The following is a 23,811-nucleotide window of genomic DNA, read 5'->3' on the forward strand; positions in this document are numbered from 1 at the left end:
AGCGGGAGCACAGCGGATTCTTGGAAGTAGCCGTGCTTGACGCTGCCGCACCGCTTCCCTCATCCACGCGCCATGCAGCGGCGGATCCTGTTCAACGTACAGCTGCTGCGGTTCCTCGCCGCTTCAGCGATCCTGTTCACGCACACGGCGAGCGTGGTCGCGCCCAACTCGGCTGCCCTTGCGCACGTACCGTGGGTCGGCGGCGTCGACCTGTTCTTCGTCATCAGCGGCTTCATCATGACGTTTATGACCCGCGGCCAGTTCGGAAGCGGCGCGGCGTCGCGCCGGTTCCTGGTGCGGCGGCTGATCCGCATCGTGCCGCCCTACTGGTTCTTCAACCTCGTCACCGTCGCGCTTCTGGTCGCGGCCGGTGGACGGATCGACAACACGACAGCGAACCCTGTCACCGTCGTCACGTCGCTGGCGTTCGTGCCGTGGCCGAGGGTGGATGGACAGCTCGTCCCGATCATCGCCCAAGGCTGGACCCTCAACTACGAGATGTTCTTCTATCTTGCCTTCGCCGCCTGCATTCTCGTGCCGTGGGGCCGCAGGCTGCTGGTTGGTGCTTTCGTGGCGCTTGCGATGGTGCACGCGATCATTCCCGAGGGGTGGTTCGTTGCCCGCTTCTACAGCGATCCGGTGATCCTGGAGTTCGTCGCGGGCATCGGTCTTGGCCTGCTGTATCTTTCCGGGAAGCGGCTTGGGCTGCTCGGAGCGGCGGGGGCGATCGGCGCGGCTGTGCTCGTCTATGTTCTCGTGCCGCTGCCAGGCCACGGATTGGACCGGCTGGTTCACCTCGGCATTCCTGCTGCGCTCATCGGTGCCGCGCTAATTCTCGGCCGCGAGCCCGCGCGGCAGGGCCCGTTGCTCAGCGCCGTCAAGGCTGGCGGCGACGCGTCCTATACATTGTACCTGTCGCACAAGCTGGTGGTCGGAGCCGTTCTCGTCGTCTGCGCTGGAGCAGGCGTGCGACAGCCATTTGTCGTCATCGCGACGGCAATGGTGGCGGCGATCGCGTTCGCGCTGCTGTTCTACCGACTTGTCGAGACGCGCGTCGTTACGTCGCTGGGGACGAGGTTCACCGGGGACGTATCCCGAGGACTGCCAAGTGTTGCACCATGAACGCAGGTCTCGGGAATCTGGGTTAAGCCCAGATTATTTATACCTGTTTTAATGCAGTTCACCGCCCGACCCTAAATCATCGCGGCATGGGCATGATGAATCACGACTCGCTGAGCGAGGAAGCCGACAATTGCCGCCGCCGCGCTTTGGCCTACCTCGGCCACCCGGAAGCGACGTTCCTGCTGAGCGCTGCAAGGACGTTCGAGGAACTGGCGGAAGCGGAACGCCGCATCCAGGTTCGCCCGCCGCGCGACTACGCCTGATACACAGCGCACGCGTGCTCGGAGTGGTTTGGCGCGCCCGGTAGGATTCGAACCTACGACCTCAAGCTTAGAAGGCTTGAAAGAGGGCTCCCATTGCGCCGCTAGGGCACCGTCTCTCTCTAGAGCGGCTTACCACCCAAACCATCGTTTGCATTGAGCCTCGCTCACTGTTACCTAAACCGTTACCTGATGCCGAGAATGGTAACAGCGGGACGACCCGATGCCTACCAAGCTCGAGCCGTCCCTAACCACAACCGTCCTTAGGAGACGATCATGGCTGACACTAACGTACATGCAGAAGGCTGCACGGCAACCGCGGGCCCGGTTTCTAGCGCCATTCGCGAGGCCTTCATTGCTTTTCGTCGGACCAAAGCCGAATGGGATGCCTATCAATACGCGACCCCCGGCGATCAGCAGCGGGACGGGAGCGATGTTGACTATTGCGGAGCCAACTCGATGGCGGTGGACGCGCTACTGCTCACCCCCGCGGAAAATCTGCACGATCTCGCTCTGAAGCTCTCAGTCTATGACGCTGAGGAGATTGACGACATGTGGGAAACGGCGCGGCCTATTACCGCGCTGCTCCCTACGGACGCTCAGAGGCTGACTGTCGACAAGCAGCCGGCGAGCAGGGTGTAACGGATGCTCACCGACGCGAAGGTCGCGGCCATCAAGCCGACTGCCGCCGGGCAGGAAGAGCACCGCGACACGAAAGTCACGGGGCTGCGCCTTCGCGTCGGAACATCCGGCAAGAAGACTTGGATCGTCCGCGCTCGCGCGGGCCAGAAGGTCATCAACAAGAAGCTAGGCAATTATCCTGCGATGGGGCTCAGTGCGGCCAGGAAGGCCGCTGGGGGGCTCCTAGAGGCCTTAGCACGCGACGGTAGCACTGAGGCTGTAGATCGCACCTTTGGAGCTGTGGCGACGCACTGGATAGAACATGTCGCTAAGCCGAAGAATGACAGCTGGAAGTTGCAGCAACGCCGGCTCGAAATGCACGTGCTGCCGCACTGGCGCGAACGAAAGATTGCGGACCTGCGGCGCGCCGACGTGCGCGACCTGATTGAGGCGATCGAAGGCGACGTGCTGCCTAATCGCGTGCTGACCCTTGTTAAAACCATCTTCCGCTACGCGCTCTCGCGAGATTGGATCGACGCATCACCCGTCGAAGGCATCGCCAAGCCGAATGCCGAGACCGAGCGCGATCGAGTTCTGAACATGGAAGAGGCGGCGGCAATCTGGAAAGCTGCGGGGCTGCTCGGCTTCCCGTTTGGACCTTACCTACGCGTGCTCGGGCTCACCGCACAGCGGCGCACAGAAGTGGCGTCGATGCGCTGGAGCGACGTCGATCTGGACGCGGGCACGTGGACCATCCCGGCCAAGGAGACAAAGAGCGATCGGGCGCACCTGGTGCCGCTTTCCGGACCCGCGCTGGCCATCATCAAGGATCTGCCGCAGCTTGGGCGGTTCGTGTTCACCCACGACGGCGAGACGCACGTCGGGGGCTTCGCCAAAGCCAAGTCGCGTTTGGACACCTTCATTGCCGCCGCTGGCGCGAAGGTGGCGCCCTGGACCCTTCACGACCTACGTCGCACCGCAGCAACGCACATGGTGCGCTTGGGCGTGTCCGAGGACGTTGTCGGTCGCGTTCTCAACCATGCACCTAAGGGCGTTACCGCGAAGGTCTATGCACTGCATACCTACGCGCCTGAGAAGCGAAGCGCTCTTGATCGTTGGGCTGCCGAGCTGATGCGGGCAGTGGAAGGGAAGCAGAGCGCAACGGTGGTGAGCTTAAGGACCAACAAATGAGCCAGCGAGGCGAGATAATGCCGCAACTCGCCGAATACCTTAACGGGGTGGCTGACCGAATAGAACGTCGCGAAGCAACCCGGAAAGACGCTGAGGGATTGCGCCGACTTGCGCAGCAAGCCGCAGGCAAGGACGCCGAATGGACGATCAAGGTCCACGGTGCCCACGGCCGGCCAAGGTTAGGAGCGCACGGTGTGGACCAGAAAGTTGAGATGGCGAAAGCCATCAAGGCTTACAAGGAAAAGCATGGTTGCACCCTCGCGCAAGCATACGAAGATCTTGACGGCAAACTTCACATGGCTGGTCGCGAAACGCTGAAGAAGGCTTGGCAGCGTTTCGGTCCCTTACTCGACGCTAACCAAGAGAACTTCGAGTTCATCGTTTACATGGAGCGATTGGCAGCGAAGGGCTTGGCGACGGTGACCCGCAGGAAAGGGTAAATAAATGGCGCGATTTGTTTATCGCGCCGAGGGCAACTGAGAACGATAGTTCACCTGACGCACCAAGGTTTTTCTGGAGCGTCGAAATGGAAACAAGACTTCTCACCCCCAAAGATGTGTGTCACCGCACGAGCTTAAGCAGGTCATCGCTGGATCGTCTCGTGGCCGCCGGATCGTTTCCCCAGCCAGTCCGCATAACCGAACGTAGGCTTGCCTACTCCGCATCTGCCGTTGAAGCCTGGATGCAGGAGAAGGTGGCCGCCTGATGGAACGGAAAAACCCCCGGCTGGAAGGGCCGAGGGTTTCCGATCTTCAGCAGGCACGCGAAGGCGGAAACTCTAACCACACTTCTGGCAATCCTCAATATCTGGTGAGCGCCGTTGACGCTCTCATGCCCTGGAGCGGGCCTGTCGATCGTCCCTTGCGCCGCAGGCTTCACCGCGCTGGCGCCGTTGCTGTAGCCCGTGCCACTCGCTCGGTGCACGGCAAGGCGCGCGTCATGTTCTGGACGGCCGCCGACATCGCCCATGAGCGGACCTTCGCACGCATCCCCATTGAGCACTTGAACGATGGAATCGCCGCGATCAGTTACCTCTTCCTGGCGGCCAACATCATCGAGCGCACCGAGGCTCCAGATGCTGACGGCTGAGCTGGGTACCGATCCGTGGGAGATCGGTCCTGACGAGGGCGCGCTCCTGCTGTCGGGAGTTGCCAGCTTTCTAGGAAGGTTCGTGGCGTATCCCAGCGCCGATGCGCACGTCGCGCACGTGCTTTGGATCGCACACGCACACTGCATGGATGCCTGGGCGTCGACGCCGCGGATCGCCTTCCTTTCGCCGGAGCCAGGCAGCGGAAAGACGCGGGCGCTTGAGATAACCGAACTGCTGGTGCCGCGGCCGGTTGAAGCTGTGAACGTGACGCCGGCATATCTCTTCCGGAAGGTCGCCGCCGAAGAGGGCAGACCCACGATCCTCTTTGACGAAATCGACACCGTGTTCGGTCCTAAGGCGAAGGACAACGAAGAGATCCGCGGCTTGTTGAACGCGGGTCACCGCAAGGGCGCTGTTGCCGGCCGCTGTGTGGTGCGGGGAAAGATCATCGAGACCGAGGAAATCCCGGCCTACTGTGCGCTTGCGCTCGCGGGGCTTGGCAACCTGCCCGACACGATCCTCACCCGCTCCGTCGTCATTCGGATGCGCCGCCGCGCGCCCGGCGAGACCGTCGAGCCCTACAGGCGTCGTGTTCATGCTGGCGAAGGCGAGCAACTGCGGGATGTGCTGAGCGAGTGGGCTCAAGGCGTTGAAGCTCGTGCCGGTGCGCTGTGGCCCGAGATGCCGGCGAATATCCGAGACCGTGATGCGGACGTGTGGGAGCCGTTGCTCGCCATCGCCGATCTAGCAGGCGGAGAGTGGCCCGACCGCGCACGTGTGGCGGCTGTTGCGCTTGTTGCGCTCGCTAAGGAGAGCACACCCAGCCTGGGCGTCAGGCTGCTTGGCGACGTGCGCACCGCGATGGGCGACGCAGAGCAAATGCCCACTCGCACCCTGCTTGAGCAGCTGCACCTGATTGAAGAGTCTCCTTGGGGAGACTTAAAGGGAAAACCTCTCGACGATCGAGGGCTGGCACGTCGTCTCATTCCATACGGGATCAAGCCGACAACGATCAGGACCGGGACAGGCACTCCGAAGGGTTATCGGCGCACCGACTTCCACGATGCCTGGTCGCGCTATCTACCTCTTTTAGGTTTATCCCCAGAGACGAACGCAACAACCGCAACATACGCAACGAGAGCGGCATGACGTTGATGTCATTACAAATCGCTCCCGCGGATAGTCACTGTGTCGGCTGCTGGATCGCTTGGATCGATCTTCCGATTGGCGGCAGCAATGACGAGCGCGAGATTGTCGCGCACGAACGCACAGCGCTGCTCAGCCGTCACTACCGCGGACTGATCCGGAGTGAGCGAAAGATACGTATCGATCGCCTGTCTCGTGACTGCGATCTTGCGACTTTCGCCGGCAATCCACGCTTCAAACTCGGTGTACTCGCCGTGGGCCCACACTCCATCACGCATCCCTCGGCTCCGTTGCTTGCGCGGCCCCGTAGCAGTCACGGGCGCCTGACGCGAAGGCAGATTGAGCGCTCCCGGGGGGGGGGCAGTGGAAGTCTACAACAATCTCAATGGACACCGGCACCATCCCACACCTTTCACAAACGGCAACAATTTTGGAGACCGAACATGGGTGCTCGTGGACGGAAGTCGGCGGCTGACATCGCCACAAAGCCTGTCCTGCTAGCGGAGCGAAGGCCTGAACCGCCCGATGCTTTGACGGGCGTGGCTGCCGCGGTGTGGCGTGACACGGTGGGGACACTTCCCCCCGCCTGGTTCACTAAAGGCCAGTTTCCGATCCTGACGGCCTACTGCCGACACGCGGCTCAGGCGGAAGAACTGGCCAAGCAAGTGACCGCCTTCAATGTCGATTGGCTCAAGGAAGACGGCGGCGTCGATCGGCTCAACAAGCTGCTGGCCATGGCCGAACGCGAGACCCGCGCAATGACCGCCTGCGCCCGCTCGATGCGCATCACCAAGCAGTCACAGATCGAGCCGCGCGGCGCTGGCCGGCGGATGGCTGCCAACATGCAAACCACCCGCCCGTGGGAAACGGGCGAGGAAGATTCAACAGACCGTTTCTTCGCCTGGGCTGAAAGAAAGGATGACCGATGACGAACAAGTAGCACGAGATTGACCCCACCAACGATCAGTTCGAACAAACAAGAAGGACGAGGCGGCGCTTCGCAACGAACTTAACCTGCTCGCTCGCGAGGGCATGCCCGTGGCGTGCATGCTAATTGGCTTAGGGGTGGTCATTGCGGACCTGCTGCACCGCTTCCGCAGCGGTCCGATGGCGCCGGTTCCTAGCTGATCATGACAAAAGCGTGAATATGTCAATAGTTCGAACGGCTGGTGATGGCCGTCAGCGGCTCGTCCGCTTACGGCGGCTTTCGACCCAATGCAGACGTTCGGGGAGGTCTGACAGCGGCCCCTGATGCAGACCTTGGAGTTTGCTAGCGGATGCAGCCAACCCTTTGTGTTCGGCAGAGAACGATCTGTTAGCTACTTTTTGGAAAGACAGGTCACCTCAATCCGGTATGAAGCCACAGGCGCTTTGCCGGGTTCGTAAGGGGGTCTCTGTCGATGAAGTTGGGTTTGCTTATCGCTGCGGGTGCGCTGGCGCTTATCTCCACCGCGGCAATTGCCGGCGATCCTTTCGATGACGCGCGGTATTACATGGGAATCAAGAAGAATGCAGATGCGCTGCGGCTGATCGATAGCGGACAGTTCGACGTTAACATGCAGAATGAGGAGGGATACACCCTCCTCCACTATGCTGCCGACAATGGCAATAACGAGATGGTTAAGGCGCTGCTGCAGCGCGGCGCCGATCCGACCATCAAAGCGAACAGCGGCTCCACCGCTTACGACATGGCGACCGGCACATCGATTAAGGTGCTGCTGGCCAACGCGCAGGCAGGCGGAAAGGTGGAGGCCTCGGCATCCGCGGCTGCACCGGAGGCTCCGGCACCTGCATCCGCGGCTGGCAAGCTGTCGGCGAGCAACGGGATGTGCGCCGCGGTTCGCGCGGAGCAGGTGAACAACGGGCGTTCGCCCGCGCTTCGTCCGTTCCTGAGAGCGCGCGACGACATCTGGTACAATCACCCCGACGAATTGGAGGCGCTGCTCGATGATTGCGTTGATGCAAACGCAAAGGACCCGAGCGGATCGACCTTGCTCCATGCGGCGGCAGACCGTGACCGGGTGGGAGCGGCTAAGATCCTGCTGGCGCATGGCGCGAGCAAGTCGGCGACCGATGCGGCCGGCAACATCCCTGCGGCCTATGCGACCTCGCCCGAGATGAAGGCATTGTTAGGCTCGGAGGCGTCGAAAGCGAGGGGTGCCGCCGCGTCGATCCCGTCCGCTGAGCGGCGCAAGCAGTGCAGCCAAAAGTTCTACGTGGACCAGGGTACCGCGAGCGACGAGACCGGCAAAGCTCGCGCCTATCGCAAGTGGACGCAGTGCCTCAAGACGGGCTTGTACTATCAATAAGGAGAAGCCGAAGCGTACATGAAAGTCGCTTATGTAGGCGGGGCAGTTGGCTTCTTAGCTACCGAGGTTCTCGGACTGTACGGCGCGGGATACCTAACCGCGGACGCGCGGCAGGACCTCTTTGGGCTTCTGGTTTTCGCGGGAGTCTTGACAGTTCCATCTTGCTTGGTGGCGCTCGGAGCAGCGGCGATCTCTTCCGTTCTCTTCCGCCGGTAAGTCGCGCGGGATAGCAGGATCGCACACGGCGGACTTCAAAATGTGGCAGACGCGATTGAACATTTTAGAGCGCTCGTCCAACTTCCGCTTTCCACCCAAAGCAGGCATGCTGGCCGGCCGCTGCCAGGATCAAGAGCCGGCCAGCTAATGCTCACACCTCAGTAGCCTCGGCTAAGCTGAGGGCGTCTTCGACCTCGACGCCGAGGTAGCGAACGGTGGTCTCGATCTTTGTATGACCGAGCAGGATCTGCACCGCTCGCAGGTTGCCTGTCTGCTTGTAAATCAGCGCCGCCTTTGTGCGCCGGAGAGAGTGGGTGCCATAGTCCTCCCGCCGCAAACCAATCCCACTGACCCACTCGTCGACCAATCGTGCATACTGTCGGGTGCTCAGGTGAGCAGCGTGATCCACACGGCTTGGAAAAGCAAAGTGCTCGAGCGCGCCGCCTCGCCTCTCCAGCCACGTCAGAATGCTCGAACGAGCTGGCTCGAGTAATTCGAACTGCACGGGGCGCTTCGTCTTCTGCTGAACGACCATGGCCCTGTTCCGCACGCGACCCCCTGCAACCAGGTCGCCGATACGGACGCGGACCAAGTCACAACCGCGCAGCTTGCTGTCGATCGCCAGGTCGAAGAGCGCTCGATCACGAACGCGAAGGTCCTGATCGAGCATAAACCGGATAGCCCAGATCTCTTTGGGCTTGAGCGGACGCTTGGCGCCCACTTTCTTCCCTGCGTTCCACGCAGGCCCTGCATCCACAGGATCGTACGATGAGTGTCCCATGATCGTTCTCCGGCGGCCAGGAATGGCCGCCGTTCAAACGAGATGCGGGAACGTAGTGGCCGACACCGGCCCGTCCGTTCGCGACCGTCGAGCGGCTAAAGCCGCTGTTCATTCATGAAGGTATTCGACTTCCCTTTGCAACTAAGCTGAGAGTCGACCTAGTCCTCGTGCGGTCGTACGTTCTGGCAGCTTGAGATTAGCGTCCGCCATCCAAAAGATCCTCTACGGGCGTGCCTCGCGCGACCGTGACCAGAGATAAATTCCTGCGGCGATCGTACCTGCGATCGCTACCTTCGTCGCCAACCCCCTCTTGTTGTGATGCCACTCGGCGCGAATTCCCATTTCCTTTGGAATGTTCGGGATCGTGCCGTGGGCCAAGTCCTCAACCAGACCTTCGAACATGTTTACGCGGTCAGCGCCCATGAGCAGCAGCCAGTGAGCCCAGTTCGACTCACTCCAAGTGAAGGCGGCGCGTCGCATCATGCCGCTTACCCAGCGCGGAGGGCTCGACTCTCCGAACACGGCAGGCAGCTGCTTGTGCTCGACGGACTGCAGGATTTCGACCTGTGGCACCTGTAGAGTGGGCCTCTTCCACTCGCCGCTGTGGTCGTCCTGCGAGCGGTCGCGGTAGGGATAGGTGGGATCGTTCCTCGGGTCGGCGTCGGAGCCCCATCCAATAATGCCGGACACCTCGACAGGGCCGCTCGACGTCCGGATGAGTGTGTTCGAGCCCTCCGTCTCACGCGTTACAAGATCGGCATCGCTCATGGTCGGTCTCACTCCTCAGGCGCCCGCCGGCAGGAGAACCGGCTTGATGCAGTTGTCGAGCTTGGCGGAAAACAGGTGGTAGGCATCGGCGATGTCGGCGAGCGGCACCTTGTGCGTAATCAATTCCTTCGGATTGATGTGCCCCGCCTTCACATGATCGATGAGGCGCGGGAGCAGTCGCTTAACGCTGGCTTGGTTGGCCCTGAGCGTAAGGCCCTTGTTCACCACGTTGCCGATCGGCACGAGATTGCCGGTCGGGCCGTAGACGCCAACGATGGAAACGATGCCGCCCTTTTTGACCGAGTTGATCGCCCAATGGAGCGCGATGGCTGAGCCGGACTCGAGCTTCATGCGCTTGCCGACAACCGTCTGGAGCATGCTTCCGCTCGCCTCGGCGCCCACAGCGTCGATGCAGACGTCTGCACCCAAACCGTCGGTGGTCCTCTTCATGAAGACGACCACGTCATCGAGTTCCTTGAAGCTGTAGACCTCGGCGGGAGCGAACTTCTTTACGAACTCCAGCCGGTAGTCGACGTGATCAATGACGATGACACGGCCGGCGCCGAACAGCCACGCACAGCGCGCGGCCATAATTCCCACCGGCCCTGCGCCGAAAACGACAACCGTATCGCCCTTCTGGATTCCGCCCATCTCAGCGGCCTGGTAACCAGTCGGAACCACATCTGTCAGCAGAACGGCATCGTCGGGGTCCATCCACTCGGGGATCTTGGTTGGGCTCACATCGGCATAGGGGACCCGGACATATTCGGCCTGCCCGCCGTCATAGCCGCCCGCCGTGTGCGAGTAGCCGAAAATGCCTCCCACGGCGGTCGCTTGCGGGTTCGACTCGTGGCAGTTGCCGAACAGCCCCTGCTTGCAGAAATGGCACTGCCCACAGGCGATGTTGAACGGCACCAGCACATGGTCGCCGACCTTCAGCTTCTCGACCTCAGGGCCGATTGCCTCGATGATTCCGGTGAATTCGTGCCCGAACGTCTGGCCAACCCGCGTATCCGGAACCATCCCATGATAGAGATGGAGGTCTGAGCCGCAGATGCAGCTTCGCGTCACGCGAACGATTGCATCCTTCGGGTGCTTGATCTGGGGCATCGGCTTTTCGTCAACGCGAACTCTGTATGGCCCGCGGTAATTCATCGCCCGCATGGGATACTCCTGCTGCACAACTCAAGCGCGGCTGGAGAACGCCGCGCCTGAGTGGTGGTTGCTAAGGTTGTTGCACCGCCACGGGATCAGGAATTAGTCGGCACCTGACGACCGCTCAGCGCTTGCCACGCCGTTCAGAGCAGCGGAATCCACTACGCGCGGGATGCTGAAGTTGGCCGCTTGCAGTCCATCCGCTTACGGCAGCTTTCGACCCATTGCGGACATTAGCGACTTAGGTGCGGTGTCCGCGCATTGTGGACACTCATCGGTAGTGTCATGCTGCCGCCGAAGGGGTCGGTGCCCATATGAAGACTGCGCTCCTAGCAATTGCTTTCGCTTATGCGGCGCCGGCTCCTGCGCAGCATCGAGGCGATCCAATCAGCGACATGCACCTGCACGCCTTCAATGTTGGGTTCGCCAAGGGTGCCGCTAATTGCCCCAGCGACCAGAACCCAGAGGTCCCAACAATCGACCCGAGAGACCCGTTCGACGTTGCGGTGCTGGGTTTGTGCGCGAAACCGTTCAGAGCACCAGCATCGGACGAGGAACTGATGCGCTCCAGCTTGGCGATGTTGAGGAAGTACAACGTACGCCGAGCGGTAACTTCCGGTGCAGAGGTCAACAGATGGCGAGCCGCCGCACCAAACGTGATTATCGCCGCGCAGTCGTTCGCTCCCGAGATCCCTGTTTCAGTCGAAGAGTTGCGACGCCTTCATGAGGCTGGCGCTTTCTCCGTGTTTGCAGAAATCGGCACGCAATACCGCGGCGTGGATGCGAGCGATCCACGTTGGGAGTCCTATTGGGCGCTTGCGGAGGAACTGGACATTCCTGTTGGCATCCACATGGGCGAAGGGCCGCCCGCAGCCGCCCGGTTCCCCGGCTATGAGACATATCGGGCGCGTCTGACCACGGCATTTCAGCTCGAGGAGGTTCTTGTCCGGCACCCGAAGCTGCGAATTTACGCGATGCATTATGGCTCGCCGCTTGTGGACGACACGATCGCTATGATGTTCACCTATCCCAACCTTTACGTCGATATCTCTTGCAACGACTGGGACAGCCCGCCTGCTCAATTCTACGACCATCTTAAGCGGATGGTCGATGCGGGTTTCTCAAAGCGAATCATGTTCGGATCGGATCAGATGATTTGGCCGGAGGCGATCGGGAAAGCGATCGAGACGGTGGAGAAGGCTCCGTTCCTGTCAGAAGCCCAGAAGAGCGACATCCTCTATAATAACGCAGCGCGATTCCTTCGTCTTACGAAAGAGCAGATTGCGAGCGACCACGGTCGCTGAGCCGAATGTCTGATTTCGACCCAAAGCAGACTTTTCCTGGTGTATGTGCATTCAAGCTGTCGATACTTCAGGACATCTGCCCACGAATTAAATTTGCATTAACCGTGAACAAGCGCCTACCTGAGCAAGAGCGGTCGATCCGGGGGCATAACCCACCTATTGCGCGCCGCTCGCGTGCGGACTTTAAAACCGCAGATCAGGGGAAAATTGATGTTCAAAACTATGCTCGTCGCGCTCGGCGCGGCTGCGATGGTCACTGCCGTTCCGGCCGCGGCCCAGGATTTTCCGCTAAAGGGGGGTAATTTCTGGAATGTTGCTGAAATCACGATCGATGACGGCCATTTCGGCGATTATGCGGACTTTCTGGCGGGCGCCCGTCGGACGGAGCTCGATTTCAGCAAGTCCAAGGGCTGGATGAAGGATTCTTACATTCTGGCCAACGTGAATAAGCGTGCCGGTGAGCCTGACGTTTATCTGGTCACGATCACCGATCACCTGACGACGCCGGCGGAAGATCAGGCGCGCGAGAAAGAGCTCAACGCCTTCCTCAACAGCACCACCCGCCAACAAGACGCGCAAAGCGGCGCTCGTGCCAAGTTCCGCCATCTGGGCGGCTCGATGCTGCTTCAGGAACTCGTCTTCAAGAAATGACCTCCCGTGGGAGCGCTTTCGGGCGCTCCCAAGCGGCTCGAAGATGCGAGGCGGGGCTAGTGTCTGCTTTTCACCCAAAGCAGACACAGCAGCTTAGGTCTGCAATCGACCCAAACCAGACATGAACACCTTGGCGCGGTGGCCGTCTTCCACTCACGCCTTCTTTACCTACAGGGTCAGCCGCAGGTCCCGACTGCAATGACAGCTGGGCCGCTGAGGGGCGCCTAACATTCAGTGACTCACCACTTGCAGCGGTCGCTCGTTTCTACGGCACGCTATGCCCCGCATCGTGGAAACTGGAGCATCCTCCAAGATGGAAAGCTGCAAGTTGCCGCGAACAGCCAGCCGTGCAACCTCAATATTCGCGTTGGTCCCAGGCAGACGTGGAGCCTTTCGGGGCCAAATCCCGTTATCGCGCGGATGCGCCCTCGCGTCTGGGGCGGGTTCTTCAGCGTGGGCAGGTTGCGATGGGTTCGGACTCGGAAATGACTCGGATGTTCTTCGGACAGCCGGCTGAGGCTGCGGAGGCTGCGCTGATCGAGCGCCCGGCGCGCGTGCTTGAGACTGGTGTGTACCGCGGTCCTCATTACTACAGCCTCACGCCCATGATCCGGATCATGGTGGATCTCGGCCGACTCGAAGGCTGGCCTACCAACCAGATCGACGGTTTCAGCGAGCGGCTTGTCGAGTTGCTCCCGGGACTGCAGCGCCACCACTGCAGCTTGAAGCGCCGTGGCGGCTTCGTCACCCGCCTGAACGGCGGCACGTGGCTGGGGCATGTCGCCGAGCATGTCGCCCTGGAGCTCCAGACACTGGTTGGCCCAAGGACGCTGCGGGGGAAGACCCGGTCGGTGAAGGGCAAGCCTGGCGTTTACAACATCATGTTCGCCTACGCTCTGGAAGATGTCGGCATGATGGCCGGGCGGGTGGCGCTTGAACTCGTGAACTCGCTCCTTCCCAAAGAGCTTGCAGGTATCGAGAAACTGGACCGAATCTACGCGCTCGAAGGCGAATATGATTTCGAGTGGCGGCTAAGCCAGCTGCGACGGCTGGTCGGCCGATCCGCCTACGGGCCGACGACCCAGGCACTCGTCGACGAGGCGCGCCGCCGGGACATCCCCGTGATGCGTCTCAACGAAGGAAGCCTCATCCAGCTCGGGCATGGCAAATATCAGAAGCGCATACGGGCGAGCATTACGGGGAACACCCCGCTCATTGCTGCCGACATCGCCAGCGACAAGGATTTGACCAAGCAGCTGCTCGGCCAAAGCGGGATTCCGGTGCCGCGCGGCATCGTGGCGCGCAATGTCGACGAAGCGATGCACCAGGTTCGGCGGCTCGGCTTCCCGCTCGTCACCAAACCTGTCGACGGCAATCACGGTCGCGGCATCACGATCGGGATCAGCGACGAGGAACAGCTCCGCTTCGGCTTCAAGCTGGCGCAGGAGCACAGCCGCAAAGTCATCATCGAACAGTTCTTCGAGGGCAGCGACCACCGTATCCTGGTAATCGGCCGCAAACTGGTCGCCGTCGCCGCGCGCATCCCCGCGCACGTCATCGGCGACGGCGTGCATTCGATCTCCCAACTCGTCCAAATCGTGAACCAGGACCCGCGCCGAGGCGAAGGTCACGAAAAGGTGATGACCAAGATCAAGATCGACGACCACGTCCGCGAGTATATCGGCCGCTCCGGACTGACCCCGGACAGCATTCCCGCTGCAGGCGACGTTGTCATGCTGCGCGCGACGGCAAACCTCTCCACGGGTGGCACTGCCGTGGACCGGACCAACGAGATCCACTTCGACAATGCCGAGATCGCACGGCGCGCGGCGGCCATCATCGGCCTCGACATCGCCGGCATCGACTTCGTCTGCCCCGACATCTCGAAATCGGTCCGTGAAACCGGCGGCGGGATCATCGAGGTCAATGCGGCCCCAGGCTTCCGCATGCACTTGGAGCCATCCGAAGGGCCGCCGCGCGATGTCGCTCGGCCAGTGCTCGAGATGCTGTTCCGGCGCGGCGCGCGGAGCCGGATCCCGCTGATCGGCATCACGGGAACGAACGGCAAGTCGACTACCGCGCGCATGGTCAAGCATGTCCTTCGCTACACGGGCTGCACCGTCGGCCTCACCTCCACCACTGGCATTTACATCAACGACGTGCTGGTCGCGCAAGGCGACATGACCGGACCGAAGAGCGCGCGCATGGTTCTCCGTGACCCGACCGTCGATGTTGCAGTGCTGGAGACGGCCCGCGGCGGCATCCTGCGCGAAGGTCTCGCCTACGATGAAGCGGACATCGGCGCCGTGCTCAACATCTCGGCGGACCATCTCGGTCTCAAGGGCATCGAGACCGTCGAGGACCTCGCCCGCGTGAAGTCGCTCGTCGTGGAAACGGTCAGCCGGCGCGGAACCTCCGTGCTCAATGCGGACGATCCGCTCTGCGTCTCCATGGCGCGGCGAGCGGGGGGCAGGGTCACCTGGTTTTCCCTGAACGGCGGCGCCGACATGCCCCCGCATCTGCGGCGACACATCGACGATGGCGGCACCGCAGTGGTCCGCGAGCCCGGCCCCGATGGCGGGACGATCGTCCTCTACCAGGATAGCCAGCGGCAGGCTGTGATGAAGGCCGGCGACATTCCGGCCACGCTGCACGGGATGGCAACCTTCAACGTCGCCAATGCGATGGCCTGCATCGCAATCGCGGTTGCGTATGAGGTGCCGATTCTCACGATCCGTTCGGCACTTGCGACCTTCCAGTCTAACTTCGAGCAGAATCCGGGCCGGCTCAACGTCCATGACGCCCATGGATTCCGGGTGATCGTCGACTATGCGCACAACGCCGCGGGCCTGATGGCGCTCGGCGAGGTCATCCGCGGCCTGCGCCACCGTTACAAGCGCAGCATCGGCGCAGTATCTATCGCCGGCGATCGCCGGGACGAGGATATCATTGAGCTTGGACGCATCGCGGGCGGCATTTTCGACGAGATCATCTTCCGTGAAGACCCTTACACCCGGGGCCGGCCGCGCGGCGAAATCATGAACCTGCTGCTCAAGGGTGCGCTCCAGGCCGGCGCCTCCGGCGAGCATGTTCACCTCGTCGCCGGCGAACCGGAATCCACCAATGCCGCGCTCACCCTGGCCAATCCAGGCGAGTTGGTCGTGATCACGCCCACGGACGTCTTCGGCTGCTGGGCACAGGTTCAGGACTTCGAGAAGGTCCAATCTGCCGCCTCGCGCAACGCCCATGTGATTGCCGCCCAATGAGGGGCGATCGCGGCGGCGACCGTTGGGCTCTGATCATCCATGGTGGCGCCAAGGAGATCCACCCCGACGAGGAACAGGCCAACAGATCTGGTTTGATGGAGGCAGTCCAAGCGGGTGAGCGGGTTCTGAGATCGGGCGGCGGCGCCATCGACGCGGTCGAGGCCGCGATCCGAGTGCTCGAAGACTTGCCGATCTTCAACGCGGGGCGTGGCTCCTGTCTGAACGCGGCCGGCGAGATCGAGATGTGTTCCGGGCTAATGGACGGCCGTAATCTCGGCGTGGGCGCCGTCGCCGGGATCCGGAACGTTCGCAATCCGGTGAGCCTCGCCCGCCACGTCCTGAGCGAACACGAAGTGCTCCTGGCGGGCGAAGGCGCCATGGCTTTCGCACGCGAGAAGGGTGTCGAGTTCGCACCCGACGAATACCTGCTTGATACCCCTCGCGCCGCAGCCGAGCACGACACCGTTGGCGCAGTCGCCCTGGACGCGCAGGGGAACATCGCTGCGGGCACTTCGACCGGCGGCCTTCCAGGCAAGCGCGTTGGACGGGTTGGCGATAGCCCGATCGCGGGCGCCGGCTTCTATGCAGAGAATGCGGTTGGCGGCGTGTCCCTCTCGGGCGACGGCGAGAGCATCATTCGCGTAAGCGTCGCAGCCCGGATCATGGCTGCCATGCCCACTCTTGGGCCGGACCAGGCAGCCCTTCGGGCACTAGAAATGCTTCCGCAGGTCGGAGGAGCCGACGGCGATGGCGGTGCAATCGTAATCCGAAGCGACGGCAGTATCTGCTGGCAGCACAACAGTTCGCATTTTGCCGTCGCACTCGTCACCAGCGAAATGGACGGGCCCGGCGCGTGGCTCAGCAAGGAAGAAGAACGACATGGCTGAGGAACGCCGCAAGGGCACGCTCATCATCATCGGCGGGCACGAGGACCGTGATCCAAATGGTGAGCGAGTCATCTTGCGCGAGGTCGCCAAGCGCGTGAGGAACGGCAAACTCGTGCTTGCAACAGTGGCGAGCCGAAAGCCGGAAGGCTATGTCGAAGAGTATCAGAAGGCGTTCGCTGACCTAGGCATCGGCGACCTCGTCGAACTCTATCTTCACGACCGCGGCGAGGCCTGGGACCGTGAGAAGCTTCAGGTGCTGGACGATGCCGCGGGGGTGTTCTTCTCGGGTGGCGACCAGCTCAGGATCACAAGCCAGATCGGGGATACGGGCATCGAGGCTAAGGTCCGCGCGCTGTTCGAGCGCGGGGGAGTGATCGCCGGCACCTCGGCCGGCGCATCGGTGATGAGCGAGACGATGCTGGTTCGTGGGACCAGCCGCGAGACACACCGGATCGGGGATTTGAGCATGGCTCCAGGGTTGGGCCTGATCAGCGACGTAATCGTCGACCAGCATTTCGCCGAGCGGGGCCGCTTCGGCCGACTGATCGGCGCAGTTGCGCACAACCCGCGAGTCCTCGGAATGGGCATAGACGAGAACACTGCCGCGCTCGTCGAAGGAGATGAGCTCCAGGTGATCGGCGCTGGCGCGATCTACATCGTCGACGGCAGCGGCTCCACCTATTCGAACGTCGGCGACGCTGCTACGGACGTCACGCTGGCGATGCACAACATCACGGTGCATATACTCGCCGGAGGCAACCGCTTCGACCTGGCCACCCGTCGGCCTTCTGTGCCCGACGACAGCTGACCTGACACCAAAAGTAGCCGCGCGCAGCCACTTAGCGGCAAGCCGTCCAGCCGCCCTGTCCTCGCTGCGCCTGATCGAGATGCAGATGGTTATAATGGGCCCGGTTGTATGAAGGCGAGAGGACCGTCGCGAACAGTCTGCATGCGCCATCACGCACCTCGTGCAGGAAGGCGCTTTCCGGTCCCGTTCGCGGCCAATCGCGCTCGACGCTGATCCGTCTGCCGTCAGCGAGCCGAAAGCCGGCGATGTCGACGGCGTTCGCGTGAGCATGTTCGCTCCACACTCCCTGGCTGCGGCCGTAGAGGCGCCGGCAGCTATAGCTCCCGAAATGATCGATCGATGTCACTTCCGAACGGAAGTGACGCGCAGCCGCCTGCTCGACGACTTGCCGTTCCCAGACAGCCAGTCCCGCCGCAACAGGGCAACTGACGCTTAACCCGGGCGGGTGATAGGTGATCGACTGATCGGCGCCGTCCAGCCGCTCAGCTTCTAGATAACCGCACGTGGTGCCTTCCTCACGTGCCGGAAGGCGCATGAACTTGACGCTGGCCGCAGCGAGCAAGACGCGGCACTGCGTTGCATCGTCGGCCAAGGCGGCGATCTTCCTGCTCGTGAAGGCGCCTATCGGCTGCCTGAGATCGAGTGGGGTCCACGGCAGATCCTCGGGATGCTTCCGCGCATGGTCGCGCAGCTTCATTCCACCGAACAGCACGGCGGCGATCACGATCAACCAGGCGAACCAGCGCCGCACCGCGTTTCAGCGACGGAAGTAGGCGGCCGCGGCCGTCATTGGGGGCGTGCTGCCGAGCAGCGTCCGGCCGGTCCACTGGCGATCGCAGTCGTCCAGCTCCTTGCACGCAGGATTTCTCACCCTGCCGCCTCAGTGGGTCGAATGGCGATGGTCATGTTTCAAGCAGGGAGAACGTGACTGGCATGATCGCCCTGTTGAGCGTGCCGCCATCAAGCTTCTTCTCAACCAGCGTGAGTTGCTGGGGTTGCTCGCTTGCGATCGGCAGGACCATTCGTCCACCCGGCTTGAGCTGGTTCAGCAAGGCGGCCGGCGGCGAAATTGCGGCTGCGGTGACCAGTATGGCGTCGAACGGCGCATGCTCGGACCATCCACGCGAGCCATCGCCGACGCGTACATCGACCTGGTAGCCTAGCGCGTCTAGCCGGACCTTCGCTGCTTCCGCGAACTCCTCGACGATCTCTACGCTCCAGACTTCAGCACCGATCTCGGACATCAGGGCGGCCTGGTAACCAAGCCCCGTCCCGACCTCGAGGACGCGATTGCCCGGTGCGAGATCAAGTAAATCAATCATGACGGCGCTCATGAAAGGTTGTGAGAGGGTCTTGTCGAAGCCGATGGGCAGAGGGCTGTCCTGATAGGCAACTGCCATCAGCTGCGAAGGCACGAAGAGGTGTCGAGGCACGTCAAGCAGCGCCTGACGGAGCCGTGGCTCGACGGCATTCTTGCCAAGCTCCTCGGCAGCTAGATCGAAGTGCATGTCTATCACCTCGACCATGTGGCGCCGAAAGAGGGCAAGATGCTGCTCGGTGACGGGCTTCATGGCTGGGTCCTTCTTGGGCGACCCCGAAAGGCACCGCCGGCAGGTACATCGTCCTGTACTCGCTCGGTTTAGGGGCTAACGCATGTCTCGTGTGGAGGAGCCCATTTGAGCGGCCCGGCTTCGCTCTCCATTGCAATCAGCGCCCGCTCACCGATGCCAGTCCATCCGCCCATCCTCGATGTGGGGTTCCGAATCCTGCTCGCATGTCTCGCGAAGCGCTCATCCGGTTCAATGGAGAGGGTCGCTGCCGCGATGCAAACGAGGGGCCCGTCGCGACCTAAGGTCCGATAAGTGCAGGCTTCTCACTAGGCTTCTGAGGTCTGAGATGGTCATAAGCCATGCACCGGAATGTCTGCAGTGGGGTCGAAAGCCGCCAATAATCGCCACATGAACGAACGTCCGCTTATTGGTGCCGGCTGAAGGCAGGCGAACGGCTGGGATTTGCGCTTAGCCGACCTGACCGGAAGTGGCCGAAAGCACACGGGCAGCTTTTAGACGAGCAGGGCGACAGAGCAGACGTTCACCCCAACGATCTGATCGAGTTTGGCGGGAGTGCTCACCAGTGTTAAATAGGTCCTAGGATCGGATCGGGGGATACCGGTGAGCGACATCGCAATCAGGTTCGATGGATTGTTGCTGATTGCGTCACTCGCGATCGCCATGGTGCTTTACTTCCTGATAGCTCTCGGGGCTGCCGTTCTTAGGCTCACATCCAAGTATGAAAGGCGACGCCTGCAACGCGCCGTTCGGATCGCATCACTCTGCGGCGTGCTGGACCTTGTCGTATTGGCAATGGCCGCCGCTTACATGAACTATTGGGGCCCACCAGCTTCTGGTCCTGACTGGCTCGACTGGCTGGCTATACCCGTCCTGGCGCTATTCTCTCTAGGTTGCTCCATTATCCTGCAGTCACGACCGTCACCTCGCTGGTCACTGGATGATGCGAGGACTGCCGCTCAGCCTGAATCCCTGTCCGTCGGTTGATGAAGCTCGGCCGGTCCGCTGTGTGCGTTCTGACGCTGTCTGGTTCAGCGGCTCTTGCCGCACCGCCATTGGTGGGCAATTACCGTGTGTCTGGAGGTCCCGACGTCTTTGGCGAGCTTGTGCTGAAGTCGGATGGCAGATTTCGGTACGTGCTGAGTGCGGGTGCGCTGGACGAGCATGCTGAAGGGCGATGGGTCCTGAACAACGGAACGGTTCGGCTTTTTACCGCTCCGCGACCAAAGGCTGCGAACTTCGCGCCTGGGCCACAATCACCAACAACAGAGGGTCCTCTAAGGCTACTCGTCAAATCGCCCAACGGCAGTGGCATTGCGGGTGTGGATTTCACCGTTGGCTTCGACGCAGGCGAGCCTGAGGTCGGGTACACTCAGGATTACGGCTGGACCATGTCGCCCCGCGAACACCGCATCCCACGATGGGTGCAGTTGGCCGAGCCTATCTACGGCATAACATCACCGCGATTTGCGATCGACCTTGGAGCCGGGAATTCGCTCACATACGTCTTGACCCCGAATGACCTGGGAACGGCGAATTTCGACGGTACGCTGCTTGAGCGGGTCGAAGATCACCTCGTTATGCACCAGCGGCTCGGGGATCTGACCTTCGTACGAGGTGAACCGTAGAGTGGCCAAAGTTTGCTCCAAAACATACCTCGTCTGAGCTGCCCGCGCAGAGACGAGGATGGCCGGACCTGGCTGTGAGCGGAGTGTCCGCTTATGCACGCAATGGGTGCAAAACGGACATAAGGAAGCGACGGGAGCTTGCTTACTCGCGCACGATCTAGCCTCTGGTCCAAATGCACCGCCAAGGTTTCTGGATCAGGGTTGTTTACGCGCTCTGCTTAGCCGGCGCGTGCGTCAACCACGTGCGAGCCTTGCTCGTCTACGGCTGGTGGCGCGAAGGCGTCCCGCTGGGAACCACGATCTACTGGGACAGCCTTACACTTCTCGATCCACTGGCGGCTCTGCTGCTCTTTGTTCGTCCGCGAGCAGGTGTCGCGTTGACCATTGCGATCATCGTTTCAGACGTAGCACATAATGTCTGGTTTGAAGCCTCCCATGCTCTTGGCCGCTCGCTCATCGAAGACCTAACGTCGAGCTTCGTCATCATGAGTCAAGTCGGTTTTCTACTGTTTGTGGCGATCACAGCGCCCACGGCGTGGCGACAAACGGAAGAATTTGCGCCGATCAGTTGATTTCGCGCAGCGATGCTAATGTCTGCAATGGCTCGAAAGCAGACATTGCTAGCCAACTCCGTTGCACTCGACGTGCTCGATCACACGTCGTCGCGTCGATCAGAACCGTGACGATGGTACAGCCGCCGTCCATCATGAACGGCCCCGAGTTTTTGGCTACGCGACGGCGTCCTGGAGCGCTCAGGGTCGAGTAGATGCCTGTTATCTTGGCACCGTTCTGAGACGGGTAATACGATTTAAAATAGGCTTGCAACGGCCTCGCTCCCGCCGCCAATCGCACTTGCGCCTCCACTCGGTCGAGGAACGCGTCATCGGTTCCGACCCGCGGCTGAACGCAGCCGAGCAATAACAGCGGTTGCATTGCAATTTTCGAGCGTGACGGCCTTGCATTCCTCACGTCTTGGCTCCGCTGGTGGTAGGCAGCGCTCGATTGGCTAACCGTTTGCAGTGGGTGGAGGGCGGACGATCCCCGCTCCACAGACCTGAACATAAGCGCCCGGCATTCCGACCGGACGCTTTCTACTGACCCAGCTTACCGCCTTAGCAGCAGGGCAGGCCACAAGTGTGAGCGACGGCAGCAGCATATGCTGCCGATCCGGCGAACATGATCGCCCCAACCGCTAAAATGATTTTCCGCATAGGACACTCCGTTCGCTAGCCGGCCAGAGATACACCGGCGCTGCGCGTAATCCAATCGCTTCGGTTGGGTCGTAAGTAGATACTAGGACGGCGGCAGCTTCCGGTGAAAAGCAGACTCCGACTTGTAAGCTCAAGAATCAACGCCGTTCGTCTGTTCGATGCGATTGGCGCCGCAACATCACGGAGGAACTGTTCACTTGTTCGGGACGTAAGTCACACTTGAGACGGTGGAAGCGCCTCCGGTTTCTTCAGGTAAGCCGTTCCGAAAGGCGGCCGATCCATTCGCGGCGTTGTTGCCTACCACGCGGGTGGGGAATAGAAAAAGCGCAGAGGGAGGCGGCGAATGTTCGCATCAAGCCGGACACATCTCGCGGAAGTCGGCGAGAGCTATTTCGAGCACATGCGCTTCGCGATGCTCGTCGGCTTGCTTGCAATCGGTGCTGGGCTTGCGTGTATCCTCCACGCGTTGATCCCGGCGCTTTGCGGGCGCACCTGCAGCGGGACTGTTGCCGCACTCCAGCGGCTGTTCGCTGATCGCTCTCAGTTCAGCGCCGTGATCAGCGAAAATTTGGCCGTGATTATCTTCGTGATCCTCACCCTGCTATCGGCCGTCATTGCGGTTGCAATTGCAATTTCGGCAGGCGGAACGGCTGTGGCGCTAGTGGCTCTTCCGCAGGCTTTCGCACTGCCATTGATCTTTCTGTCCGGTAACCCGCAGCTGGAGGCAGAGGCACTGAGTTGATGCGAGGCGGGAACCAACCGGCTGAGGTGTAGTTTTCGAGGACGCACTTTGACCGCGAACCTTGGGATGAGTGTGGCACAACTGAAGGGCGGCTTCTCGAAGGGCCGCCCTTCCTCGTCGCTAAGGATGATGAGCTGGCGCTACTCTCCACGTCGACCCTTAGCGCATCGTTGCACTTCCAATCCGGACTGGCTCCAGTTCGCATGCAATAGCGGCCCCCACCTTGAATGGGGTCGTAACGGGTGGTCTGGGCCTGACTGGGATCGGGACCGGCATTCTGCTCCAGCACACGGGGGTTGTTGGCTGAAGCAGGTGCTCGAGCTGCTAATTGCAGTGTGATCTGCAAGTGCTTGAGTTTACTTGTCAGAAAGGAGCGCTTCTTTAGCATCGTGCCTCCGGTCGAGGGGTGTCGGCCGGGTGTAGGAGCACACGTTTATGTCACATGGGACTTCAGGGGACGACGATTACAGCGGGAGCGGCGGCGACGACTCGTATGAGGGGGGCGGCGGTGACGACCGGCTGAGCGGTCGTGGTGGCGACGATAATCTGTCAGGCGGAAGCGGCAGTGACGATCTACGCGGCGGGGACGGTTCGGACGATCTGTCTGGCGACGATGGCGGTGACCATCTTTTCGGTGAACTTGGTGACGACCGGCTATTCGGCGGACTGGACGATGACCTGGTGTCCGGTGGCGACGGTGCAGATGACGTGCGCGGGGGAGACGGGCTGGACGACCTTCGTGGCGACGATGGCAAGGATCACCTTTCCGGCGAGCTTGGCGACGATCGCCTCAATGGCGGTTCTGGCGACGACTTCGTATCGGGCGGCTCAGGCCTGGATAATGTTCGTGGCGGAGACGGCGCGGACGACGTGCGCGGTGATGACGGCAACGACCACCTCTACGGCGAGCTTGGTGATGACCGACTGAGCGGCGGCACGGGCGACGACTTCGTGTCCGGCGGAAGCGGCATCGATGACCTACGGGGCGGAGATGGCCGCGATGACCTGCGTGGCGACGACGGCAATGATCACCTCTTCGGCGAGCTCGGAGATGACCGGCTGAACGGTGGAACCGGCGATGACCTGG

At 61.5% G+C, this 23,811-nt stretch carries 26 protein-coding genes; 19 read left to right on the forward strand and 7 right to left on the reverse strand.

Features of this window, described 5'->3' with window-relative positions; all coding sequences use genetic code 11:
• Positions 1-72: 72 nt before the first annotated feature.
• The 8 genes from ACUXST_RS08400 to ACUXST_RS08435 all read left to right on the forward strand — a co-directional run bounded on the left by ACUXST_RS08400 (position 73) and on the right by ACUXST_RS08435 (position 5,433).
• Positions 73-1,122: an acyltransferase family protein gene (locus ACUXST_RS08400; RefSeq protein WP_458389519.1), complete on the forward strand. Its 1,050-nt coding sequence runs from the start codon at positions 73-75 to the stop codon at positions 1,120-1,122.
• An 86-nt stretch (positions 1,123-1,208) separates the two neighbouring features.
• Positions 1,209-1,385 carry a hypothetical protein gene (locus tag ACUXST_RS08405; RefSeq protein WP_458389520.1) on the forward strand — a complete coding sequence of 59 codons (177 nt, stop codon included), beginning with the start codon at positions 1,209-1,211 and terminating at the stop codon, positions 1,383-1,385.
• A 273-nt stretch (positions 1,386-1,658) separates the two neighbouring features.
• Positions 1,659-2,024 (forward strand): hypothetical protein, encoded by a 366-nt coding sequence (locus ACUXST_RS08410; protein ID WP_458389521.1) that lies wholly within the window; start codon positions 1,659-1,661, stop codon positions 2,022-2,024.
• Positions 2,025-2,027: 3 nt separating this feature from the next.
• Positions 2,028-3,194 carry a tyrosine-type recombinase/integrase gene (locus ACUXST_RS08415; protein WP_458389522.1) on the forward strand — a complete coding sequence of 389 codons (1,167 nt, stop codon included), beginning with the start codon at positions 2,028-2,030 and terminating at the stop codon, positions 3,192-3,194.
• A 17-nt stretch (positions 3,195-3,211) separates the two neighbouring features.
• The gene (locus tag ACUXST_RS08420) at positions 3,212-3,634 is read left to right on the forward strand and encodes a hypothetical protein (protein WP_458389523.1); all 423 of its coding nucleotides are present in this window, start codon (positions 3,212-3,214) and stop codon (positions 3,632-3,634) included.
• Positions 3,635-3,720: 86 nt separating this feature from the next.
• A complete protein-coding gene (locus tag ACUXST_RS08425) occupies positions 3,721-3,900 on the forward strand; it encodes a helix-turn-helix transcriptional regulator (protein WP_458389524.1) in 180 nt (59 codons plus the stop codon).
• Positions 3,901-4,133: 233 nt separating this feature from the next.
• On the forward strand, positions 4,134-4,283 hold the full coding sequence (locus tag ACUXST_RS08430; RefSeq protein ID WP_458389525.1) for a hypothetical protein: 150 nt from the start codon (positions 4,134-4,136) through the stop codon (positions 4,281-4,283).
• Positions 4,270-5,433: a DUF3631 domain-containing protein gene (locus tag ACUXST_RS08435; protein ID WP_458389526.1), complete on the forward strand. Its 1,164-nt coding sequence runs from the start codon at positions 4,270-4,272 to the stop codon at positions 5,431-5,433. The genes ACUXST_RS08430 and ACUXST_RS08435 overlap by 14 nt, the downstream gene beginning before the upstream one ends.
• 11 nt (positions 5,434-5,444) lie before the next feature.
• On the opposite strand, the gene ACUXST_RS08440 is transcribed toward ACUXST_RS08435, so the two are convergent.
• The gene (locus tag ACUXST_RS08440; RefSeq protein WP_458389527.1) at positions 5,445-5,708 is read right to left on the reverse strand and encodes a hypothetical protein; all 264 of its coding nucleotides are present in this window, start codon (positions 5,706-5,708) and stop codon (positions 5,445-5,447) included.
• Between the two features lie 261 nt (positions 5,709-5,969).
• On the opposite strand from ACUXST_RS08440, the gene ACUXST_RS08445 reads away from it, so the two are divergent.
• Together ACUXST_RS08445 and ACUXST_RS08450 are read left to right on the forward strand one after the other, a co-directional pair.
• On the forward strand, positions 5,970-6,359 hold the full coding sequence (locus tag ACUXST_RS08445; protein ID WP_458389528.1) for a hypothetical protein: 390 nt from the start codon (positions 5,970-5,972) through the stop codon (positions 6,357-6,359).
• Between the two features lie 471 nt (positions 6,360-6,830).
• Entirely contained in the window at positions 6,831-7,739 is a 909-nt protein-coding gene (locus ACUXST_RS08450; protein WP_458389529.1) for an ankyrin repeat domain-containing protein, read from the forward strand.
• 367 nt (positions 7,740-8,106) lie between these two features.
• Here ACUXST_RS08450 and ACUXST_RS08455 read toward each other — a convergent pair whose 3' ends face one another.
• The 3 genes from ACUXST_RS08455 to ACUXST_RS08465 all read right to left on the reverse strand — a co-directional run bounded on the left by ACUXST_RS08455 (position 8,107) and on the right by ACUXST_RS08465 (position 10,668).
• Positions 8,107-8,736, reverse strand: coding sequence for a tyrosine-type recombinase/integrase (locus ACUXST_RS08455; RefSeq protein ID WP_458389530.1), 630 nt, complete (start codon positions 8,734-8,736; stop codon positions 8,107-8,109).
• Positions 8,737-8,958: 222 nt separating this feature from the next.
• The gene (locus tag ACUXST_RS08460; protein WP_458389531.1) at positions 8,959-9,504 is read right to left on the reverse strand and encodes a hypothetical protein; all 546 of its coding nucleotides are present in this window, start codon (positions 9,502-9,504) and stop codon (positions 8,959-8,961) included.
• 15 nt (positions 9,505-9,519) lie between these two features.
• On the reverse strand, positions 9,520-10,668 hold the full coding sequence (locus tag ACUXST_RS08465) for a zinc-dependent alcohol dehydrogenase (RefSeq protein WP_458389532.1): 1,149 nt from the start codon (positions 10,666-10,668) through the stop codon (positions 9,520-9,522).
• Positions 10,669-10,973: 305 nt separating this feature from the next.
• Here ACUXST_RS08465 and ACUXST_RS08470 point away from each other — a divergent pair, with 305 nt between their 5' ends.
• From ACUXST_RS08470 to ACUXST_RS08490, 5 genes are all read left to right on the forward strand, one after another.
• On the forward strand, positions 10,974-11,963 hold the full coding sequence (locus ACUXST_RS08470; protein WP_458389533.1) for an amidohydrolase family protein: 990 nt from the start codon (positions 10,974-10,976) through the stop codon (positions 11,961-11,963).
• 222 nt (positions 11,964-12,185) lie between these two features.
• Positions 12,186-12,614: a hypothetical protein gene (locus ACUXST_RS08475; RefSeq protein WP_458389534.1), complete on the forward strand. Its 429-nt coding sequence runs from the start codon at positions 12,186-12,188 to the stop codon at positions 12,612-12,614.
• A gap of 485 nt (positions 12,615-13,099) precedes the next feature.
• The gene (gene cphA / locus ACUXST_RS08480; RefSeq protein WP_458389535.1) at positions 13,100-15,880 is read left to right on the forward strand and encodes a cyanophycin synthetase; all 2,781 of its coding nucleotides are present in this window, start codon (positions 13,100-13,102) and stop codon (positions 15,878-15,880) included.
• On the forward strand, positions 15,877-16,767 hold the full coding sequence (locus ACUXST_RS08485) for an isoaspartyl peptidase/L-asparaginase family protein (RefSeq protein ID WP_458389536.1): 891 nt from the start codon (positions 15,877-15,879) through the stop codon (positions 16,765-16,767). The genes cphA and ACUXST_RS08485 overlap by 4 nt, the downstream gene beginning before the upstream one ends.
• A complete protein-coding gene (locus ACUXST_RS08490) occupies positions 16,760-17,575 on the forward strand; it encodes a cyanophycinase (protein WP_458389537.1) in 816 nt (271 codons plus the stop codon). Before ACUXST_RS08485 ends, ACUXST_RS08490 begins: the two co-directional genes overlap by 8 nt.
• Before the next feature lie 31 nt (positions 17,576-17,606).
• Here ACUXST_RS08490 and ACUXST_RS08495 read toward each other — a convergent pair whose 3' ends face one another.
• Both ACUXST_RS08495 and ACUXST_RS08500 read right to left on the reverse strand, forming a co-directional pair.
• Positions 17,607-18,326 carry an extensin-like domain-containing protein gene (locus tag ACUXST_RS08495; protein WP_458389538.1) on the reverse strand — a complete coding sequence of 240 codons (720 nt, stop codon included), beginning with the start codon at positions 18,324-18,326 and terminating at the stop codon, positions 17,607-17,609.
• 151 nt (positions 18,327-18,477) lie between these two features.
• On the reverse strand, positions 18,478-19,146 hold the full coding sequence (locus tag ACUXST_RS08500) for a protein-L-isoaspartate(D-aspartate) O-methyltransferase (RefSeq protein ID WP_458389539.1): 669 nt from the start codon (positions 19,144-19,146) through the stop codon (positions 18,478-18,480).
• A gap of 600 nt (positions 19,147-19,746) precedes the next feature.
• Between ACUXST_RS08500 and ACUXST_RS08505 the strand changes: the two genes are divergently transcribed.
• Positions 19,747-20,130: a hypothetical protein gene (locus ACUXST_RS08505; protein WP_458389540.1), complete on the forward strand. Its 384-nt coding sequence runs from the start codon at positions 19,747-19,749 to the stop codon at positions 20,128-20,130.
• A 470-nt stretch (positions 20,131-20,600) separates the two neighbouring features.
• Here ACUXST_RS08505 and ACUXST_RS08510 read toward each other — a convergent pair whose 3' ends face one another.
• Positions 20,601-20,780 carry a hypothetical protein gene (locus tag ACUXST_RS08510; RefSeq protein WP_458389541.1) on the reverse strand — a complete coding sequence of 60 codons (180 nt, stop codon included), beginning with the start codon at positions 20,778-20,780 and terminating at the stop codon, positions 20,601-20,603.
• 164 nt (positions 20,781-20,944) lie between these two features.
• Here ACUXST_RS08510 and ACUXST_RS08515 point away from each other — a divergent pair, with 164 nt between their 5' ends.
• From ACUXST_RS08515 to ACUXST_RS08525, 3 genes are all read left to right on the forward strand, one after another.
• Positions 20,945-21,343 (forward strand): hypothetical protein, encoded by a 399-nt coding sequence (locus ACUXST_RS08515; protein ID WP_458389542.1) that lies wholly within the window; start codon positions 20,945-20,947, stop codon positions 21,341-21,343.
• 982 nt (positions 21,344-22,325) lie between these two features.
• Complete coding sequence (locus ACUXST_RS08520) at positions 22,326-22,724, forward strand: DUF6356 family protein (RefSeq protein WP_458389543.1); 399 nt, start codon at positions 22,326-22,328, stop codon at positions 22,722-22,724.
• A 435-nt stretch (positions 22,725-23,159) separates the two neighbouring features.
• A partial coding sequence (locus ACUXST_RS08525) for a calcium-binding protein (protein WP_458389544.1) occupies positions 23,160-23,811 on the forward strand: 652 nt, incomplete at its 3' end.

Source organism: Sphingomonas sp. F9_3S_D5_B_2, from assembly GCF_054263715.1.

Coding starts and splice junctions, on each gene's coding strand:
- ACUXST_RS08400 (WP_458389519.1), top strand. CDS start 73: ATGCAGCGGCGGATCCTGTTCAACGTACAGCTGCTGCGGTTCCTCGCC.
- ACUXST_RS08405 (WP_458389520.1), top strand. CDS start 1,209: ATGGGCATGATGAATCACGACTCGCTGAGCGAGGAAGCCGACAATTGC.
- ACUXST_RS08410 (WP_458389521.1), top strand. CDS start 1,659: ATGGCTGACACTAACGTACATGCAGAAGGCTGCACGGCAACCGCGGGC.
- ACUXST_RS08415 (WP_458389522.1), top strand. CDS start 2,028: ATGCTCACCGACGCGAAGGTCGCGGCCATCAAGCCGACTGCCGCCGGG.
- ACUXST_RS08420 (WP_458389523.1), top strand. CDS start 3,212: ATGCCGCAACTCGCCGAATACCTTAACGGGGTGGCTGACCGAATAGAA.
- ACUXST_RS08425 (WP_458389524.1), top strand. CDS start 3,721: ATGGAAACAAGACTTCTCACCCCCAAAGATGTGTGTCACCGCACGAGC.
- ACUXST_RS08430 (WP_458389525.1), top strand. CDS start 4,134: ATGTTCTGGACGGCCGCCGACATCGCCCATGAGCGGACCTTCGCACGC.
- ACUXST_RS08435 (WP_458389526.1), top strand. CDS start 4,270: ATGCTGACGGCTGAGCTGGGTACCGATCCGTGGGAGATCGGTCCTGAC.
- ACUXST_RS08440 (WP_458389527.1), bottom strand. CDS start 5,708: ATGCGTGATGGAGTGTGGGCCCACGGCGAGTACACCGAGTTTGAAGCG.
- ACUXST_RS08450 (WP_458389529.1), top strand. CDS start 6,831: ATGAAGTTGGGTTTGCTTATCGCTGCGGGTGCGCTGGCGCTTATCTCC.
- ACUXST_RS08455 (WP_458389530.1), bottom strand. CDS start 8,736: ATGGGACACTCATCGTACGATCCTGTGGATGCAGGGCCTGCGTGGAAC.
- ACUXST_RS08460 (WP_458389531.1), bottom strand. CDS start 9,504: ATGAGCGATGCCGATCTTGTAACGCGTGAGACGGAGGGCTCGAACACA.
- ACUXST_RS08465 (WP_458389532.1), bottom strand. CDS start 10,668: ATGCGGGCGATGAATTACCGCGGGCCATACAGAGTTCGCGTTGACGAA.
- ACUXST_RS08470 (WP_458389533.1), top strand. CDS start 10,974: ATGAAGACTGCGCTCCTAGCAATTGCTTTCGCTTATGCGGCGCCGGCT.
- ACUXST_RS08475 (WP_458389534.1), top strand. CDS start 12,186: ATGCTCGTCGCGCTCGGCGCGGCTGCGATGGTCACTGCCGTTCCGGCC.
- cphA (WP_458389535.1), top strand. CDS start 13,100: ATGACTCGGATGTTCTTCGGACAGCCGGCTGAGGCTGCGGAGGCTGCG.
- ACUXST_RS08485 (WP_458389536.1), top strand. CDS start 15,877: ATGAGGGGCGATCGCGGCGGCGACCGTTGGGCTCTGATCATCCATGGT.
- ACUXST_RS08490 (WP_458389537.1), top strand. CDS start 16,760: ATGGCTGAGGAACGCCGCAAGGGCACGCTCATCATCATCGGCGGGCAC.
- ACUXST_RS08500 (WP_458389539.1), bottom strand. CDS start 19,146: ATGAAGCCCGTCACCGAGCAGCATCTTGCCCTCTTTCGGCGCCACATG.
- ACUXST_RS08515 (WP_458389542.1), top strand. CDS start 20,945: ATGCACCGCCAAGGTTTCTGGATCAGGGTTGTTTACGCGCTCTGCTTA.
- ACUXST_RS08520 (WP_458389543.1), top strand. CDS start 22,326: ATGTTCGCATCAAGCCGGACACATCTCGCGGAAGTCGGCGAGAGCTAT.